The sequence below is a fragment of the Nostoc piscinale CENA21 genome (assembly GCF_001298445.1).
Classification (GTDB): Bacteria; Cyanobacteriota; Cyanobacteriia; order Cyanobacteriales; family Nostocaceae; genus Nostoc_B; species Nostoc_B piscinale_A.
In genome coordinates this window covers 5,992,166-6,009,182 of sequence record NZ_CP012036.1, presented here as the reverse complement: position 1 = coordinate 6,009,182, position 17,017 = coordinate 5,992,166, and the positions used below count along the sequence as shown (strand labels likewise).

General features: G+C 40.3%; 15 protein-coding genes and 1 pseudogene. 7 read left to right on the top strand and 9 right to left on the bottom strand.

Going from position 1 to position 17,017, the window contains the following annotated elements; all coding sequences use genetic code 11:
* Positions 1 to 980: 980 nt before the first annotated feature.
* Together ACX27_RS25680 and lepB are read right to left on the bottom strand one after the other, a co-directional pair.
* On the bottom strand, positions 981 to 1,778 hold the full coding sequence (locus ACX27_RS25680) for an MOSC domain-containing protein (protein WP_062296587.1): 798 nt from the start codon (positions 1,776 to 1,778) through the stop codon (positions 981 to 983).
* 15 nt (positions 1,779 to 1,793) lie between these two features.
* A complete protein-coding gene (gene lepB / locus ACX27_RS25675) occupies positions 1,794 to 2,435 on the bottom strand; it encodes a signal peptidase I (RefSeq protein WP_062296585.1) in 642 nt (213 codons plus the stop codon).
* A gap of 245 nt (positions 2,436 to 2,680) precedes the next feature.
* Here lepB and ACX27_RS25670 point away from each other — a divergent pair, with 245 nt between their 5' ends.
* Positions 2,681 to 4,003, top strand: coding sequence for a dihydroorotase (locus ACX27_RS25670; protein ID WP_062296583.1), 1,323 nt, complete (start codon positions 2,681 to 2,683; stop codon positions 4,001 to 4,003).
* Between the two features lie 1,037 nt (positions 4,004 to 5,040).
* Positions 5,041 to 5,094, top strand: coding sequence for a heterocyst-inhibiting signaling peptide PatS (gene patS / locus ACX27_RS35875; RefSeq protein WP_418006843.1), 54 nt, complete (start codon positions 5,041 to 5,043; stop codon positions 5,092 to 5,094).
* A gap of 299 nt (positions 5,095 to 5,393) precedes the next feature.
* Here the strand turns inward: patS and tsaE are convergent, their stop codons facing one another.
* Both tsaE and ACX27_RS25660 read right to left on the bottom strand, forming a co-directional pair.
* Entirely contained in the window at positions 5,394 to 5,849 is a 456-nt protein-coding gene (tsaE, locus tag ACX27_RS25665) for a tRNA (adenosine(37)-N6)-threonylcarbamoyltransferase complex ATPase subunit type 1 TsaE (RefSeq protein WP_062296582.1), read from the bottom strand.
* A gap of 61 nt (positions 5,850 to 5,910) precedes the next feature.
* The gene (locus ACX27_RS25660; protein WP_062296579.1) at positions 5,911 to 7,281 is read right to left on the bottom strand and encodes a gluconeogenesis factor YvcK family protein; all 1,371 of its coding nucleotides are present in this window, start codon (positions 7,279 to 7,281) and stop codon (positions 5,911 to 5,913) included.
* Between the two features lie 275 nt (positions 7,282 to 7,556).
* Here ACX27_RS25660 and ruvC point away from each other — a divergent pair, with 275 nt between their 5' ends.
* From ruvC to mdh, 5 genes and pseudogenes are all read left to right on the top strand, one after another.
* Entirely contained in the window at positions 7,557 to 8,048 is a 492-nt protein-coding gene (ruvC, locus tag ACX27_RS25655) for a crossover junction endodeoxyribonuclease RuvC (protein ID WP_062298574.1), read from the top strand.
* 283 nt (positions 8,049 to 8,331) lie between these two features.
* Positions 8,332 to 8,937 (top strand): DUF3038 domain-containing protein, encoded by a 606-nt coding sequence (locus tag ACX27_RS25650; RefSeq protein WP_062296578.1) that lies wholly within the window; start codon positions 8,332 to 8,334, stop codon positions 8,935 to 8,937.
* Between the two features lie 25 nt (positions 8,938 to 8,962).
* The gene (locus tag ACX27_RS25645) at positions 8,963 to 10,564 is read left to right on the top strand and encodes a DUF4335 domain-containing protein (protein WP_062296576.1); all 1,602 of its coding nucleotides are present in this window, start codon (positions 8,963 to 8,965) and stop codon (positions 10,562 to 10,564) included.
* Positions 10,565 to 10,750: 186 nt separating this feature from the next.
* The gene (locus tag ACX27_RS25640) at positions 10,751 to 11,035 is read left to right on the top strand and encodes a YiaA/YiaB family inner membrane protein (RefSeq protein ID WP_062296574.1); all 285 of its coding nucleotides are present in this window, start codon (positions 10,751 to 10,753) and stop codon (positions 11,033 to 11,035) included.
* A 366-nt stretch (positions 11,036 to 11,401) separates the two neighbouring features.
* Positions 11,402 to 12,368 (top strand): annotated as a pseudogene (mdh, locus tag ACX27_RS25635) (malate dehydrogenase).
* Positions 12,369 to 12,434: 66 nt separating this feature from the next.
* Here the strand turns inward: mdh and ACX27_RS25630 are convergent.
* The 5 genes from ACX27_RS25630 to ACX27_RS25610 form a co-directional block, all read right to left on the bottom strand.
* Entirely contained in the window at positions 12,435 to 12,767 is a 333-nt protein-coding gene (locus ACX27_RS25630) for a DUF5615 family PIN-like protein (protein ID WP_062296572.1), read from the bottom strand.
* Positions 12,764 to 12,988, bottom strand: coding sequence for a DUF433 domain-containing protein (locus tag ACX27_RS25625; protein ID WP_062296570.1), 225 nt, complete (start codon positions 12,986 to 12,988; stop codon positions 12,764 to 12,766). Before ACX27_RS25625 ends, ACX27_RS25630 begins: the two co-directional genes overlap by 4 nt.
* A gap of 205 nt (positions 12,989 to 13,193) precedes the next feature.
* On the bottom strand, positions 13,194 to 15,710 hold the full coding sequence (locus tag ACX27_RS25620; protein ID WP_062296568.1) for a DEAD/DEAH box helicase: 2,517 nt from the start codon (positions 15,708 to 15,710) through the stop codon (positions 13,194 to 13,196).
* A gap of 334 nt (positions 15,711 to 16,044) precedes the next feature.
* On the bottom strand, positions 16,045 to 16,353 hold the full coding sequence (locus ACX27_RS25615; protein ID WP_062296566.1) for a hypothetical protein: 309 nt from the start codon (positions 16,351 to 16,353) through the stop codon (positions 16,045 to 16,047).
* 30 nt (positions 16,354 to 16,383) lie between these two features.
* The gene (locus ACX27_RS25610; RefSeq protein WP_062296565.1) at positions 16,384 to 16,878 is read right to left on the bottom strand and encodes a hypothetical protein; all 495 of its coding nucleotides are present in this window, start codon (positions 16,876 to 16,878) and stop codon (positions 16,384 to 16,386) included.
* Positions 16,879 to 17,017: the final 139 nt, after the last annotated feature.

Here is a 17,017-nt window from a genome sequence, read left to right as displayed (position 1 = left end):
ACATCTTGCTTCTCGTCAATTCCATAGTTTTCTCAAACATTTATTCGCTAAATCGTTGAAAACCCGGCACATTTGATTGTAATCTTATCCTTAAAATATTTTTCTTTGGGAGCGCAGATTTGATTTTCTGCCTGGCATGAGTGAGATGACTTAACTGCTATGCTCAAATAGATACCTTACCTATTCCACAAAAATCATCTGGGAATTCAGTAATACTGAGTTTTCTCACTGGTCTAGCAGTTTTATTATTGCTATACTTTATTTTGCAATCAAAGATAAACCAATAGACTTATCATGGCTCTCATTTGCCAGACAAAGGTCTTAATTATAACTAATCTCATGGGTATTGTGGTATAAACATTGATAATGAGGAGATGAAACAATTGGTCAATCTGAAGTTTAGATAGCATGGTTGTTGGATTTTTCCCTAGCTCGCATTATGGATAACTCAAGCAATTTCAGATACATAATTTTGCTCCGGGTTATTACTATGTGCTACGTTCAAAGCGACAAAGGATATTACTATTTTTAGTATAAAGATTTACTTTTGCCAAGTTCTACGCATACATAGAAGAGGCAATTTCATGATCATACTAAGTCCGAAAACTTTGTGATGACAGGATAGTTTAGACTATTTTGGAGTTTGCGATTTTGGATTTTGTCATGGTTGACTGGTAAATTTTTTGAGCGATTCATCTATTGCAATCATCTGTCAATTTGGCTTTACTGTAGTCTAGCTTGGTGATATATCAAAGTTACTATTTAGCCAAAATCAAAAATAGATGAACACTTGTTTACTCAAGTCTCTGAGATCAAAGTTGAATTTAGATATTTTCAGTAGATAGTTTACAAGTCTCGCACTTGCACCTAAAAACCTGATAATATAAATATTCAAATTTTGCTAGCACAATTGCATAATAGCTTAACAGTCATCCAATTATTTATATAAATAAAATTTAAGTTAACTATTTTAAATTTTATTAATTAATGTCAGAAATTATTGCGATTTCATCACCAATTTGTAATAATTTTCCAGATTCTGATGTTGGTAATCTGGTATTCACACTCAAGCGGTAAAAATGATTAAAGTGTGATAAATTTACAGAGTTTGGTAATGTTACTTGTCGCTTTTGGATAAATATTTTTTGAAAATTTGGATAAACTGCTGCTGAGTCAGGATGCCTTGTTGGTACCACACAACGCTGGCATGGGTTGACTCCAAAAAATCGCACATTTCCCACTCGAAAAGCTACCAATTTATCTGGTTCACTAAATAAATTATCTTCCCAAAAGGGTGGCACGCCTGCGATTTCAATGTTGGCACGTATCCGACGACGCATTTCATCGACAGTGACACCAGGAAACCACGAAGCAACTTCTCTTAAAGTTGCTGTACTAATTACCGTTGGGCCAGGAGAATCTGTATCATCAGGAAAACCCATCAGTGAATTTTGAGCGATGGTAAGGGAAAACCCAAAAAAATCACTTAAAGTGGCGGTTAATTTTTCTCTCTCTGTATTTAAATTAAAAACCAATGGTGAATTCTGGTGAGGGATTTTCAGAGAGATCGTTTGATTGCCAGATGGGTTTGGATAATCCGCCCGCAGTAAATGAATTTTGGGATGACGCTTACCATTGACAAATTTACCTTGTGGATCAAAAATTGCGAACTCGCGATCGCCTTTTAATGCGCCACTAGACAAAACCTCGGCTTGTGCCACTTCTACCCCATCGAGTGACTTCATTGGGTAAATTACGATTTTGGCTAGGTACGGCATTTCCAGATGACTTGGCTAGGGGTACAAGGGTGATTTATCAATGCCACCAACATGGTTTAGTGGCCAAAAGCGCAATACAGCCCGACCAATAATATTATCACGGGGTACAACACCCCAACAACGACTGTCATAACTGCTGTTACGGTTATCACCTAACACTAGGTATGAATTTGGCGGTATTGTCTGCGGTTTAGCTAAGAAAGCTGGTTGCTGTCCAGAGGTGCAAACATCAACCACTGTGCGCTGGCTAGAACTTAAATAAGCTTCTTCATCCAGAGGTTTGTTATTAATGTAGACTTTACCATCACGCAGTTCTACTGTTTCTCCAGGTAAACCAATGACACGTTTAATAAACGCATCTTGATATTGTTCGCGTTTGAGTTCGTCAGTTGGTGAAAAAACCACAATATCTCCCCGCTGGGGGTTGGCAAACTTATACTTCAACTTATCAACAATAATCTTGTCTGCTTCCCACTGGTTTTGAGTCCCATGCAAAGTTGGTTCCATAGAACCAGAAGGAATCCAGCGAGCTTCAGCAACAAAAGTACGAATGCCCAGGGCAAGAACGATACTTAATACAACTGTTCTACCTAGCTCGGCAATCCAGGAATTATCGGGTTTTTGATTAGAATTTTGATCAGACACTTGATTTTGCATGAAAGTACTGAAGTAAGGAAAAGTGTAGGAATTAACTAGGTTAGGGAAAGTCTATCTGTTAATTTTAACGAGAATATTAAGTTCTCTAGGTGAGTTTTAGCATCTTTACAGACAGATTTATAAGTTAAAAATAAACTTTTTTTGAATCAGCTGCAAAAATTGATCATAGAAAGGGCAAGCAAGTTTAATCTAAAATCAAAATTTGCAGTCACACATAACTCCTTGAGTAAAATTTTTTTAGCTCCATGCCATCTTCACAAAGTTTATTAATTCGCCGCGCTCGCATTGTCCTACCCAATGGTGAATTCATGATTGGGGATGTACTCACGCGCGATCGCCTCATCCAAGAAGTGGCACCGGAGATTGCTGGTACCATTGTCACCAGAGAGATTGACGCACAAGGGTTAACTTTGTTGCCAGGAGTTATCGACCCGCAAGTGCATTTTCGGGAACCAGGACTAGAACACAAAGAAGATTTATTTACTGCCAGTTGTGCCTGCGCTAAGGGCGGTGTCACTTCGTTTTTAGAAATGCCCAATACCCGCCCCCTAACTACTACTCAAGCGGCACTAGATGATAAACTCCAGAGGGCGGCGAGTAAGTGTGTGGTGAATTATGGCTTTTTTATTGGTGCAACCGCAGAAGTTTTGCCAGATTTACTCACAGCCCAACCAACACCGGGAATTAAGGTTTTCATGGGGTCGATGCACGGTCAGTTACTGGTTGACCAAGATACTGTTCTGGAAACAATTTTCGCCCAAGGCGATCGCTTAATTGCGGTTCATGCTGAAGACCAAGAACGCATTAACCAACGGCGGCAAGAGTTTGCGGGGATTCATGACCCAGCCATTCACTCCCAAATCCAAGATAATCAAGCGGCGCTGTTAGCCACTCAAAAAGCCTTAAATCTTTCTAAAAAATATCAGCGGCGGCTACATATTTTACACATGTCCACAGCCGAAGAAGCTGAGTTGTTACGTCAAGACAAACCGAGTTGGGTGACGGCTGAGGTGACACCACAACATTTGTTATTAAATAGCAGTGCTTATCAAGATATTGGCACTTTAGCGCAAATGAACCCACCGTTGCGATCGCCCCACGATAACGAAGTTCTCTGGCAAGCGTTACGGGATGGTGTGATTGATTTTATCGCCACCGACCATGCACCCCACACCTTAGCTGAAAAAGCCCAAGAATATCCCAATACACCTTCGGGAATGCCCGGTGTGGAGACTTCTTTACCGTTGATGTTAACTGCGGCAATGCAAGGCAAATGTACTGTGGCGCAAGTTGCCAACTGGATGTCTGATGCAGTGGCGCAAGCATATCGTATTCCCAACAAAGGAGCGATCGCACCTGGTTATGATGCTGATTTAGTCTTGGTAGACTTGGATAATTACCGTCCCGTCCGCCGGGAAGACTTGTTAACTAAATGTGGTTGGAGTCCCTTTGAAGGTTGGAACCTCACAGGCTGGCCTGTGATCACAATTGTGGGTGGACAAATTGTCTATGAACAAAATCGCGTTAATACTGACGTGCGTGGTCAAGCTTTAACTTTCTCTTCATAAACATTCAGGAGTGAGGAGTGCTGAGTGCTGAGTTAAAGATTCTCCCCCTGCCTCCTGCCCCCTGCCCCTTGCTTCTGCCTCCTGCCTGCTACTCTAAATAGCCCAACTACGTATAAACACTAGCTTCCAAATTTGGGAGCGAAAAGTTGAGTGTTTATACGATTTTAACTCGTATAAATACTATGGTACTTGGTTAAAAATATTTGGGCTTTGGGAAGATATATCAGTATGAGCATAAGATTTTCTTTTAAAGAATACTTATTCAAATTAATTTATCTCATAACTTCATCATTAGTTACTTTTTGATTGCAGATTCTGTTTTTAAGTTGGGAATACTAGGTCAGTGGATAGATGACAGGATGACTACTGCGATCGTAAATCTTTTAACCTTTCTCAACTAGTCTTTTGTGTTCAACTATCCGGATTTTTCCGCTAAAAAAAGAAGAGAATTAATAGGGTTAAGTAAACGGGCAAATTTCTGTGAAAACTCAGTTTTATACATATATAAATTTTATATGCACTTAATTTGGACGACCTTAAAACCTATTTTTTACACTTCTGATTGATTGTTTTCTCAGCAGTTGGCACAGCAAAAGCCAGAATTAGCAAAGAAAACGGAGTTAGTCTCAAAAAACTAGCATCCCAATTAAACACACTAAAAGAAACAATTTACTTAGTTAATCAAAGGCAGGTACGAAGAAAAACAGAATACAAGTAATACATCCCAGTACTGACTGGCTAACTAAAATTCATCTGCAAATGAGCCTTCTCAGCAAGATGATTCCCTAAACAACTAATTAAAGTCACTTCTTATTTGAATGTAATTACCCTTGAGTGTCCGCACTCAAAAATCTGGTAGTTTGCTAGATGTCACTCTCCAAAGGATTGTTCCATTCAAAAGCTTTGACTCAAGATTTATCGGCACTTACAGCAATCTCATCTGCGAGCATACACCAAAAATTAGCTAAATGCAGACGCTAGTAAATGTCAATCAAGGACAAACCCTTATTGCACAGTATTCCATTGATTTTTGAATAATGAAGGCAGCAATGTTAGTCAATTTCTTCGATGAACGTGGTAGTGGTAGATAGAACGAGTGTACAATTCCTCCTCGGCTATCAATACATTTTTGTCATCTCATCATGATGTGAGGCTAATTTTGGATTGGACAGTTGTCCTTGTAGTTCATTTATGTAGAACCGCATCCAGAAAATTCTCTCACAACCTACAGCAATGAATTATGAATTCTGAGCGGCAAATTTTGCCGCTCAAACTTCTTTTGAGTGGGATTCTCTACACAACTTTTGCCTACCCAATTTTTTTTTTTTGCTTTGATGCTGCATAATCAGGACTGATCGTATAGTCTAGTCTACAAATCTAAATAATTGATTTAGATTTTAGCAATTAATTCGCTAATGTTGCAATGTAATCCTGTAATATCGGCTTGCCGATTACCATTGTCGCCATAGCTTAAACGGACACACAGATAATGCTCTGGCTGGTAAGGCATTCTCTCTGCCCACTCTATCGCTACAATTCCAGGTTCTATTTCAATTCCTTCCCAATAGCTTTCTAAGTTTAAACCTGCTACTTCTGATGGTTCTAAGCGATATAAGTCGAGGTGATAAAGGGGTATGCGCCCTTGAGTGTATTCATTAATCAAAGTAAAAGTGGGGCTGACAATTGATTCAGTAATTCCTAAACCTTGACCAATGCCTTGCACCAAGGTAGTTTTACCTGCACCTAAGTCGCCTTCTAGTAAAATGACAGTGCCGGGAGTTAAAGTTTGACCTAGTTTGATACCTAAATTGAGGGTCGCTTGGACATCTGCAAGAGAAATTTTCATTATTGGTCATTAGTCATTGGTCATTAGTCATTAGTGTATACACATGACTAATGACTAATTCTCACTTTCCATGATGAGCGCCACTGTACCACCGCAACAAGACTTTTGCGAGTTTTTGGGGATTGTGACGGATAACACCAGTTTCATCTTCATACAATACATTAGCTAAAACAACTCGTCGCCCTAGTAACGATACATCTTCTCTGTCGAGGAAAACTGGATGAGAATTTTGTTGGGCATAACGAATGAGCGACTGGGGAGAAGGAGATTTTTTGTGTACCATGACAGCATCAAATAATCGCCTTTGACCACAGGCTGCATCAATAGCTTTGATATGGTCAGCAACAGTATAGCCCTCGGTTTCTCCTGGTTGGGTCATAATATTACAAACGTAGATGCGAGGGGCTTTGGAGGCGGCGATCGCATTGGCAATTTCTGGTACTAGTAAATTAGGAATCAAGCTGGTATACAGACTACCCGGCCCAATAATAATATAGTCAGCTTCTTTAATCGCTTTAATCGCTGCGGGTAAGGCTAGTGGATTAGCGGGTGTGCAACCAATTCTGACAATTTTACCACCAGCTTTCGGAATATTAGATTCTCCTTCGATGCGGCGGCCGTCGGCTAATTCTGCCCACAGGCGCACATCAGTCAGAGTTGCTGGTAAAACTTGTCCCCGCACCGCCAAGACTTTAGAACTCGCTGCCACAGCGCGTTCTAAATCACCAGTGATATCACTCATAGCGGTTAAGAATAAGTTACCAAAACTATGACCAGTCAAGCCATCGCCAGCCCGAAAGCGGTATTGAAACAATTCTGTTAAAAGTTTTTCTTCATCGGCTAATGCTGCTAAACAATTGCGAATATCTCCTGGTGGTAGCACACCAAATTCTTGACGCAACCGCCCAGAAGACCCGCCATCATCAGCCACCGTGACGATCGCACTAATATTAGCACTATAAGTTTTCAGTCCCCGCAGCAAAGTCGAAAGTCCGGTACCACCACCAATGACCACAATTTTCGGCCCGCGATACAAGCGGCGATGGGCTAACAAAACATCAATGAGTTCTGTTTCACCTTGTTGTTTGAAAGCCGCAGTAATGGAACCCACGGTGCGAGTTTGTCCCCAAAGTAGCAAAAGTAAGCCGCACAGCAGCACTAAAGGGCCGCTGATATAGTTGGGTAGGATGTTGGTAATTACTCCCAGAAAACTCCTCAACAACTCCAACAGCCAAAAAATCGGGGTCAACTTCACCCATATAGCTAACCCCAAACTCGCCAAAAATACACCGCCAACGCTAATAAGTAACCAGCGTTTTACTGACAGTCCTGGAGATAACCACTTAAACCACTGGTTAACCCGATGAGATGTGCGGCTGCGCGACTGCTGTTGCAGGGCGTTGAGGGCTTGTCTGAGAAAACCAATTGACATACCTGATTGAAAGCAGTGCTACAAACGAATGAATAAAAGAAAATCTACACTCCCTGGTTTTAACACCAAGTGTGTCATTATTAAGTATTTCAGTGCTTTGAGACTGATAACAGAAGACAGGAGGCAAAATCCAGGCAGGAGGTAAAAGTATTACTATGCCTAACATTCATGCTTTCCAAATGTCCTAACCTCTCTAACTACAGCTAGAAAACCAGTCATCAAAGTTGCCAGTCTTCCCAGTAAAACAATACCCTGGCTTGGTCAAAGTTAGTTTAATGGAAAAACGAATTTTAGGTTTAGATCCTGGATTAGCCATTTTAGGATTTGGCGCAATTACTTGCAAACAAAGCTCTAGCAAAGTACAAGACGCAACAGTAGATATGCTTGACTTTGGGGTAATTACTACCTCGGCAGATGCAGAAATGGCACAGCGCCTGTGTACCTTGTTTGATGATTTACACACCCTGATTAGTGAATTGCAACCAGACTTGGTTGCGATCGAAAAGCTGTTCTTCTATCGTATGTCAAGCACTATTCTTGTAGCACAAGCTCGTGGTGTTGTCATGTTAGTTTTGGGACAACATCGTTTGCCTTATGTAGAATTTACCCCGGCACAAATTAAACAAGCTTTAACAGGCTATGGCAATGCAGATAAATCTGATGTGCAAGCCGCAGTGGCGCGAGAGTTGAATTTAGATAAAATTCCAAGACCAGACGATGCCGCAGATGCGCTGGCTGTAGCTTTAACAGCATCGTTTCAGTTGTAATTATTCATCACAGAGCCATCAATTATTGATTTATACTTCATACGGAAGCAGTGGTTGAGGCTAGAAAAACTTTTACTTAGGTAGATCATTTTCTCCTCTGCTAAGTGTATGGAAAATAAATTTTCATCTTGTAGAGTAAGACAGTGACAACTGCTGTTTACCAAAGTTCAACCAGCTAGAAGCTAGTTCCAGCCAAAATTTATGTATGGGAAACCAACTTAAATCTTAGAGAGTCTGGTTTCAAAATAGGTAACAGCACCAGCCCCTACCAGCCCGATCACCTATGCTAAAAGTTATGCACTCGGCCGCCGACTCAGCCACACCCAATTCTCAGTGGGAGGAGTTAATTAAGCTTCCAACCCCAGACACAGTTCAATGGGACAATATCAAAACTCAGTTGGACTTGGTACTGTTGGCGCTAGAAACCTTAACTGGGATTGGTTCTGAGGCTATGCTCTCGGCGGCAGTTAACCTAAATTTAGAGTCAAGAGTGCCAGACCGCGTAGCTTTATGGCGGCTACGGCAGTCAAATCCCCTACGCAAAGGTCAAGGAGGGCGAAAAAAGCTAGATGTTGAAGAAGCGCGATCGCTTGTTCTAATCATCTGCTATCTCGCCAAACAGCACCAAGAATTAATTCGTCGTGCTGTTGGGTTACTAGAGCAAATGGCGGAAAATAACCGGGAACCTCATCAGGCTGCTTTACTTGGAGATTACATTGATGCTTTTTGCAACACCTACCAAGAGCGAATGGAAGAGGATGACCAAATTTCAACGGAATTACTCACCCACCTAGCACTTAAATTGCTTGTAAACTTATTGTTTTACAGCGCCCCTGGTGGACACCGCCGTCTCTGGCTCGCACTCATCGACCATTCCGCAAAATATTGAAAACGTCTCCTTTGCAGTTTCTGCCATGCCTGTATTAAATTCTGTCATTCGTCGCTACACACCCCCCACTTGCACACTCGAAGTATTGGCACAAAGTTCGCCTTTGTCCCGTTGGATGGGGAAAACTGTGATTAAGCAACTCAGCTTTGAGTTACGCATTGACGATCCACGACTACCAGAAGAACGCAGGGTTGTAATTCGGGGCGATCGCGACCAACTCGAAGCTTTGTGTGATGCCGTCACCAGCTATGTGCAGCAATTCCTCCAACAGTCGCCAGAAAATTTTTCGTTGGGTTTTTCTGGCTTTTCCGATGTAGGTACAACATCTGATGATTCAGCCCCATCGGCTTTATCTACACAGACTTTAAAATCTTTCACCTCTGATATCCCCAAAAGCAAAATATATTTAGAACCGGGGAGTTCTTTAACTCACAAATTATATCTTGGTTCTTTGTCTGCTCAAGCCTCTAGCCCATTGGTGCAACTCAGTTTATTGCAACTTTTTGATTTAGCCTCAGCTTTGGATGAATACTCAGCTGATGTGATGGCTTTACCATCTTTGAATAATAATAATTCTGTTCTCCGCTTCCCGACTTGGGCCCCTGTCGCCGCAGTTTTGGTTTTAAGTGTTGGTTTGTTGCCAATCACTTTACAATACGCCAATTATTATCGGCAAAATCAGCCGACAACAGCTAAGAAAACTACTTCCCAAGAGTCTGATGTGGCTTTAGCACCTGCACCATCAGCTAACTTGAGTACACCACTACCTGGACTGGCATCTCCAGATAATTTACCCACATTGCCACCCATCGACTCTACTCTGCCTCTGCCAACTTCTCGTTTACCAGCGCAACCTGTCATTCCTCCTGGCGCGGGTATTTCTTCGGCTAACTCCACCACCTCGCTCGGTTTACCATCAACATCTGCTAAAACTGGGCTGAATATACCCCAAGCAAGCATTAGCACCAAAAATAATCCCCCAAGTACCACATCAACAATAATTTCTGGCAAATCAATTGCGCTGAACCCTGCACCGTCCATTACTAAGAGTGAAATTACTTTACCTCAAAGGCGGAGTCTACCTCCACGTCTGTCTTCTGGGGCGGATAATTTACCATCTACTACTATCCCGTCAGTTGTTCCACCACCATTGGCAACTATACCCAATAACAACCGTGGTAATAATCTTTCTCCAGAGTACTCACCAACTAATCAGCAACTAGGAGAAAAAATCAGTTCTTCTCTACCACCTTCAGCAGCAGATAACAATCCATTTGTTGATAGATTAGGCGATGTTCCGCAAACTTCTACACCTTCTAATGTGGCTACCAACAGCACAATATTTGATACAACCCAAATCGCAGAAGCTAGAAGTTTCTTTCAGAAGCGTTGGCAACCACCTGCTGGATTGACACAAACATTAGAATACAGCTTGACTGTGGATGTGGATGGTTCTCTGGCACGAATTTTACCTTTGAATAAGCCAGCAAGAGAGTTTATTGATAATACAGGTATACCTGCAATTGGTAAGCCTTTTGTTTCTGGTAATAAATCTGGTCAAAATATCAGAATTCGAGTTGTTTTCAGTCCTGATGGTAAGGTACAAACATTTTCAGAATCTGAATAATTAAATTCTGTAACTTTATGCCATTTATCTAACTGGTACATAGTTTTGTACCAGTTATTCTTTTATTTAGAGACTTTTTAGCTAACTTTTTACAGTCCAGTTATCAAAGTGGTTATTTTATTGTTGTAATTGACTATACCAATTAATAATATCGCTATTAAATTACTGAATTGAGCGGGTGGAAATATGCACCAACTAGGTTCACAAAAAGATAGTACAGCTTGGATTCTTCAAACATGGGCTGCTTTTATCCTGTCTGTTTCTATGACTAGCTTTGGTATTGTTAATTTGCCTGTAGATAACTGGGTTAAAGGCTTTATGAGTATGGGTTTAGCTTTTTCCGTTGGTTCGACTTTTACCTTGGCAAAAACAACCAGAGACTTGCATGAAGCTAAAAGATTAACAGCAAGAATTGACGAGGCGAAGGTGGAGAAATTACTATCACAACATGATTCTTTGAATTTAAAATAATCTTTCTTATCTAGCAGCAGATTTTTTGAGGATTGAGTGTGGGATGTAAAAGGCGTGATAATAAGTAGTTGGACATAATTATTTAGAAGACGCATTTCGACTTCTCCCCAAGGGAGACGCTACGCGAACGCTCAATGCTCAATCAGTGACTACTATATATAATCTAGAAGTCAGAATTGAGAATCATCAATTCTGACTTTTGAATTTTTCCAGAAGTTCTGCGCTAAGATATTGGCAAAATATCAAGGGACAATACTTGCTGTGAAAAGCTGGCGATCGCAGTTCATCCACAAGAGAAATATTTTTGAAAAAGAGATTAAATAATTGATTTTTTGGATTATCTAAAACCTAAATAAAGCATTAATTATGTTTTCCTCTATTTCTTGCCATTTACCGCGTGTCACTATTGTTGGTGCTGGTAGAGTTGGTAGTACTCTCGCCCAACGTATTGCTGAGAAGAATTTAGCAGATGTGGTTTTACTCGATATTGTTGAGGGTATGCCGCAAGGTTTGGCGCTGGATTTAATGGAAGCCAGAGGAATAGAACTGCATAATCGTCAGATTATCGGGACGAATAATTATGCTGATACGGCTAATTCTGAAATTGTAGTGATTACGGCTGGGCTGCCGCGTAAACCCGGAATGAGTCGGGATGATTTGCTGAGAACTAATGCCAAGATTGTCGTCGAAGCGGCAAAAAATGCGATCGCCCATTCGCCCAATGCAATTTTTATCGTTGTCACCAACCCTTTAGATGTGATGACTTATTTAGCTTGGCAAGCTACAGGTTTACCACGCGATCGCATTATGGGTATGGCTGGCGTGTTAGACTCAGCCCGCTTTGAAACTTTCATCGCTTTAGAATTGGGTGTTTTACCTGCCGATGTGAAGGCGATGGTATTAGGAAGCCACGGCGATTTAATGGTTCCATTATCTCGTTATGCCACAGTTAACGGCATTCCCATTACAGAATTATTAGACGCAGCTACCATTGAACGCTTAATAGAAAGAACCCGTAACGGTGGCGCAGAAATTGTAGAATTAATCCAAACAGGTGGGGCATTTTTTTGCCCCAGCATCGGCGACAAGTATGATGGTTGAGTCAATATTATTAAATCAATCGCGGCTGTTACCAATTGCAGCTTATTTAGACGGCGAATATGGTTTAAAGGATGTGGTAATTGGTGTGCCTTGTCGCTTAGGCTGCGGTGGGATTGAAAGTGTTTTAGAATTAAATTTAAGTGAAAGTGAAATAGCAGCGTTGCATACTTCTGCTAAATCTGTGCGAAAAAATATCGAGCGATCGCAAGAAATTTTAGCAGCAAAATTATAATATTGATGAGGTATTGCTGCGCTGATTAAATTTTTAGTACAGACCAAGTTAAGCTGCTGTTTTAAACTATGCCAGCACTAATATACTTTCTAATTCTCTACTTCCAAATTCAATGATTGTGACGAAATTATCTCTCAAAATCTGAACAATTTTTGATGTTGGACTGTTACCGATACGAAGATAAATGAACTTAGGGGGATGACCGTAAAGTAAACTGCGTTGATGGAAGTCAGAGTCTTTGGAAACAATCACAAAACTATGTGCTTTTGCATATTCCCAGATAATCCCATCATCAGTATTCGTTAGTGACAATGTTTTTACGTGTTGAGAATCAGGATACAAGTCGATAATCCTGCCAACAATCTGATCTGAGAGATTTTCATCTAAAAGTAGTTTCACAACGGTGCCACAAATAACTTTTTCTCACGATCAGCAGCAAATGCAAGACAGGCTTTAATATCTTCAGATGTCAGTTCTGAAAAATCTTCTAAAATTTCTGCTTCTGTCATACCTCCTGCAAGATATTCGAGAATATCGTATACAGTGATCCGCATCCCCCGAATACAGGGTTTACCGCTCCTCTTACCTGGTTCGATAGTAATAATATCTTGGTATTTCATGGTTAGACTTCTTCCCTAGAAAAAACAATTTAGACGGGAATTTATTTCACAATTTTATCTCAGCAATAAGATAAATAATATTGCGATCACAAGAAGTTGTCGCAGATAGATTAGTGAATTAAATTTTCAGTGTAAAGTTAAAAATGTGGACATAAAATTCGTAGTAAAGCTAATTCTATAAAAGATTAGCTTTACTACGAATTTTTCAAGTCTCTGCTACTGAAAAAGGTATCAGATATTCTTCTACCAGTAACTCTGGTTTAAGCTTAGATTGAGCTAAAAATTGTTCACATCTAATAACAAGTTGTTCCTCAGAAACTTTTGATTCACAAAGTTCTTTAATAAGAAGACCGATATCAGTAATGAGTTGATTTAATTTATTTAAGGTTAAAGCTTTGGAATCATTAACGACAATAGCTTTTGTTGTATTAATATTAGGATGAACGGAAACAGGTATACATGAATAAGTGGGATACTCTTTTTTGAACCACTCTACGGAAGTCAATAGTTGACCATAGTTATCTTTATTTAAAGGATTATTTTCGTATTTTCTACTTTTAGCTTCAATAACTAAACCTAGCTTATCATCAAGTAACCACAAAACGTCTGGCCCTTTAGCATATATTTTTTCTGGTCTTTCTGCACGAAATCCTAGCATCAAACCTAAGTATTCTAGAGCTTCCTCAAATCTATTAGCAGGAGCTTCTGGAACTAAATCTGAGATAGTTTGTCGAAACCATAACATATAACCTCGTCTATGAAGTTTGTAATTTGATATCTGATCTACAATTGCTTCTGCTTGTCTACCTGGATTAGTTAATGCCACATACGGTGGAATAACTTGAGGGCGTAACAGATTGTAGTTATCTGCATATGCTTGCTGTTGAAGTTGCTGAGACAGATCAGTTTTTTCCCAGTAGTAAGCTGCACGAGCTGCTTGTTGTTTCAACCAGCCTCTATTTTTGATGTCAAGTTCTGCTGAATCCTGCCAATACTTTTCTAGTTTATGGATAGCCTTTTCAAAATACCCATCACGTATCAGTTTAAATACCTTGCGTTCCACAGCAGCCTGAGTCAAAGAATTTTTATCTTCTTCTTCTGATTCGGTAAGCTCGGCTAATGTTTCTGCATGATACTCAATCCAATCTTTTTCTCGATTCAGACATTGCATAATAGTTTCATACAAGTACTCTTTGTTAGTAGCATTTTTACTTATTTCTACTCCCATCTCTAGCTGTGCGCGAGTACTTCTAGTTAAAAATTTGAGACTAGCTGAACGACCAACCCAAGCAGTTAGCTCTTGACCAGTAAGTATTACAACACAGTAGTCACCAGAACCTCGCGCACCTCTTCCCATACCTTGTTCAATACGTTGTGCTAATGTGCTAGTTAGTTCAGAACCTCCAGCGAACGTATTAGCCCGATATTGATCGTACTCACTACTTCCACGAGGTAATCCTGATAAAACTAATAACCTACATGCTGAACCTGGGAGATCAATTCCGTCATAACGATTAGCAAAAACGAAAGGCCCATAAGATGTACCTTCTTGAAGTTTTTTAACATCAATAGCTACTTTCTCAGGTGTATCTGAATGGATGGCAATATTCTGCCACTGTTGTGCAGCTACTTTAGATGGAACGAGAATTACTGTTCCCATCTTGTTTTTAGGTATTTCTTTAACTAGTTCTTGGAGAATATTCGAGACATCCTTTTCAGAGAAAGACATAAGTTCTGGAGCAAGAATCATTCGCTCACTTACACCAGCTAAGGAGTGAGATGTAATTGGCTTAGATATAGAATCAGGATTTGCATCAAATGTTCTTACAATGGCACTATCATCACTGATAGTTGCTGACATAAAAATGCGTCGCGGGCAATCTGCAAAAGTTGGAATTATATCAACAAAAGGAAAGATTGGTGTAATGACGAAAGTATTTTGGTTAATGAGGCAGTGACAATAATTAAAATTATCACGAAGAAATGGCCACACAAATTTGTAATCATCTGCCTTATAACGTAGCAATTCTCTTGCTTGTTCTGATCTAGCTTTCCAACTCCAATAGGGAACTTCTAAAATGCCACTAGCTGGTTTACCGCTAACAATATCATCAAATGTGCCTAATTTTCCTAATTTCTCAAAATCACTGCGGAATATATTTGTAAGAGAAGCGTAATCTTCTTGATTATTAATTCTTTCAAGACGTAGAGTAAAAATATCGCGCATCGTTGAAAAAGCAACGTGGGCATCATCAAGTATGATTGCTGCCACTGAAAGTGCTGGTTTTATGCCACGAACTCCAAATCGGCTAATACCATTGAATAATGCTTGATACGTACAAATTAGAACACTTTTACCAGAAAGGAACTCTTCAGCAAAATTTTTGCCGTAGCCAACTGCTGGAATGTTGTACTCTTTCGCCTTTGCCAAAGTCTGTTCCACCAGTTGATCTGTTGGAGATAAGTAGATTACTGGTTCACGATGTTCATTTAAGATTGACTGAGCAATAAGTAAGGCAACTAAGGTTTTGCCACCACCTGTGTGCAACTTAATTACTAGATCACGTTCATTTCTACGATTGAACCAATCACTTAATACTTCTGCTTGGCTAGTATAGATATCTTTGAAACCAGGAATAGGTGGCAAGCGTCGGAAAATTGCTATTGGATCTATAACAGTCGGTTGAGTTTTGGATTCACGTAATTTCTTGAAATCCGCCATTATACGCTCAAGCCCCTAGCTAAACACTGTAGTTGAATTTTATGTATAACAGTGTAGCTAATCTAGTGTTCGGTTTTTAGTATATATGTACTAAAGATTATTGTCTACGTTGATAAAACTTTAGTTTGCGGTTGATTCAGCCATATTAATAGGATGATGTATTCATTTCCTATTATAAAAAAGTAAGGGCGATCGCTCTTTCTTCTTAATCCCCCCTATCAAAAATAACTCTGCGCTCTCTGCGTCTCTGCGGTAAAAAAAATAGGCAGTGATAATCAATCCCACCGCCTAAAATCAACACCAGTTTAATCTATCGTCACGACATTAATGATTACTAACGTCCATATTCATCAGCCGGATCGCCGTATGGATCTTCACTCGCTGGGCTGTAATTGCTGTATTCATCAGCAGGGTCGCCATAAGGGTCTTGGCTGGCGGGGGTGACATTGCCGTAATACTGTTCAGCAGGGTCGCCGTAAGGGTCTTGGCTGGCTGGGGTAAAATTGCCATAGTCTTGATCTGCGGGGTCGCCATAAGGGTCTTCGCTGGCTGGACGTACCTCTCGGTCTAAATCTTGTTCAACTTCGTTATTATTTGAGCCTGCGAAAAACTCTTTCGCTCTTTGAAAAAAGCCGTCTACCATAATTATTCTCCTGAAGTTTTTTGGTTAAATCTAGTAAGCTGGCGCTTCCTGGGGAGCAATATCTCTTAAATTACGACCTGTAGAGCGCCCGTTATAGCCTTGAAAATCTCGATACTGCTGCGCTTCCGACTCTGGGACGCGAATTCCTTCTTGTGGCGGTGTTACCCAGTGAGCGCGACCTTGGTTATCGCGGTAGTAAACACGCCCATTTTTAGATAGGTAATATTTACCATTTGGCCCTGCTCCTTGGGCATTTTTGCGCTGTTGATAGAGGTAATAAAGAGCAGCAGCACCTGCTAAAATTGCTACTTTTTGTCCAGTAGATAAGCCTCTTTTAGCTTGGGGTTGGTTGGTAGCAGAGGGATAATTTACGTTTCTACCAACTGTGTCATCTACAGGCGGTGGAGGTGATGCTGTGCGGGAGCCATCACCACAGCTACTTAACAAAGGAACTGATAGCAAAGCTGAAAGAAATACAGCCACAGGTAAGGGAGCTTTTTTAGGTTTTTGATATATGGTGTTCATTTATTTTGTGATCACCTTGTATTTTATAAATGCTGTGTTATTGGCAAATATTTGTAATTTTCATGATTAAAATAATGCAGTAATAATTGCAGTATTTACTCCTGCCTTTGAGAGAATCTGCATTCATTCTCTAGAAATA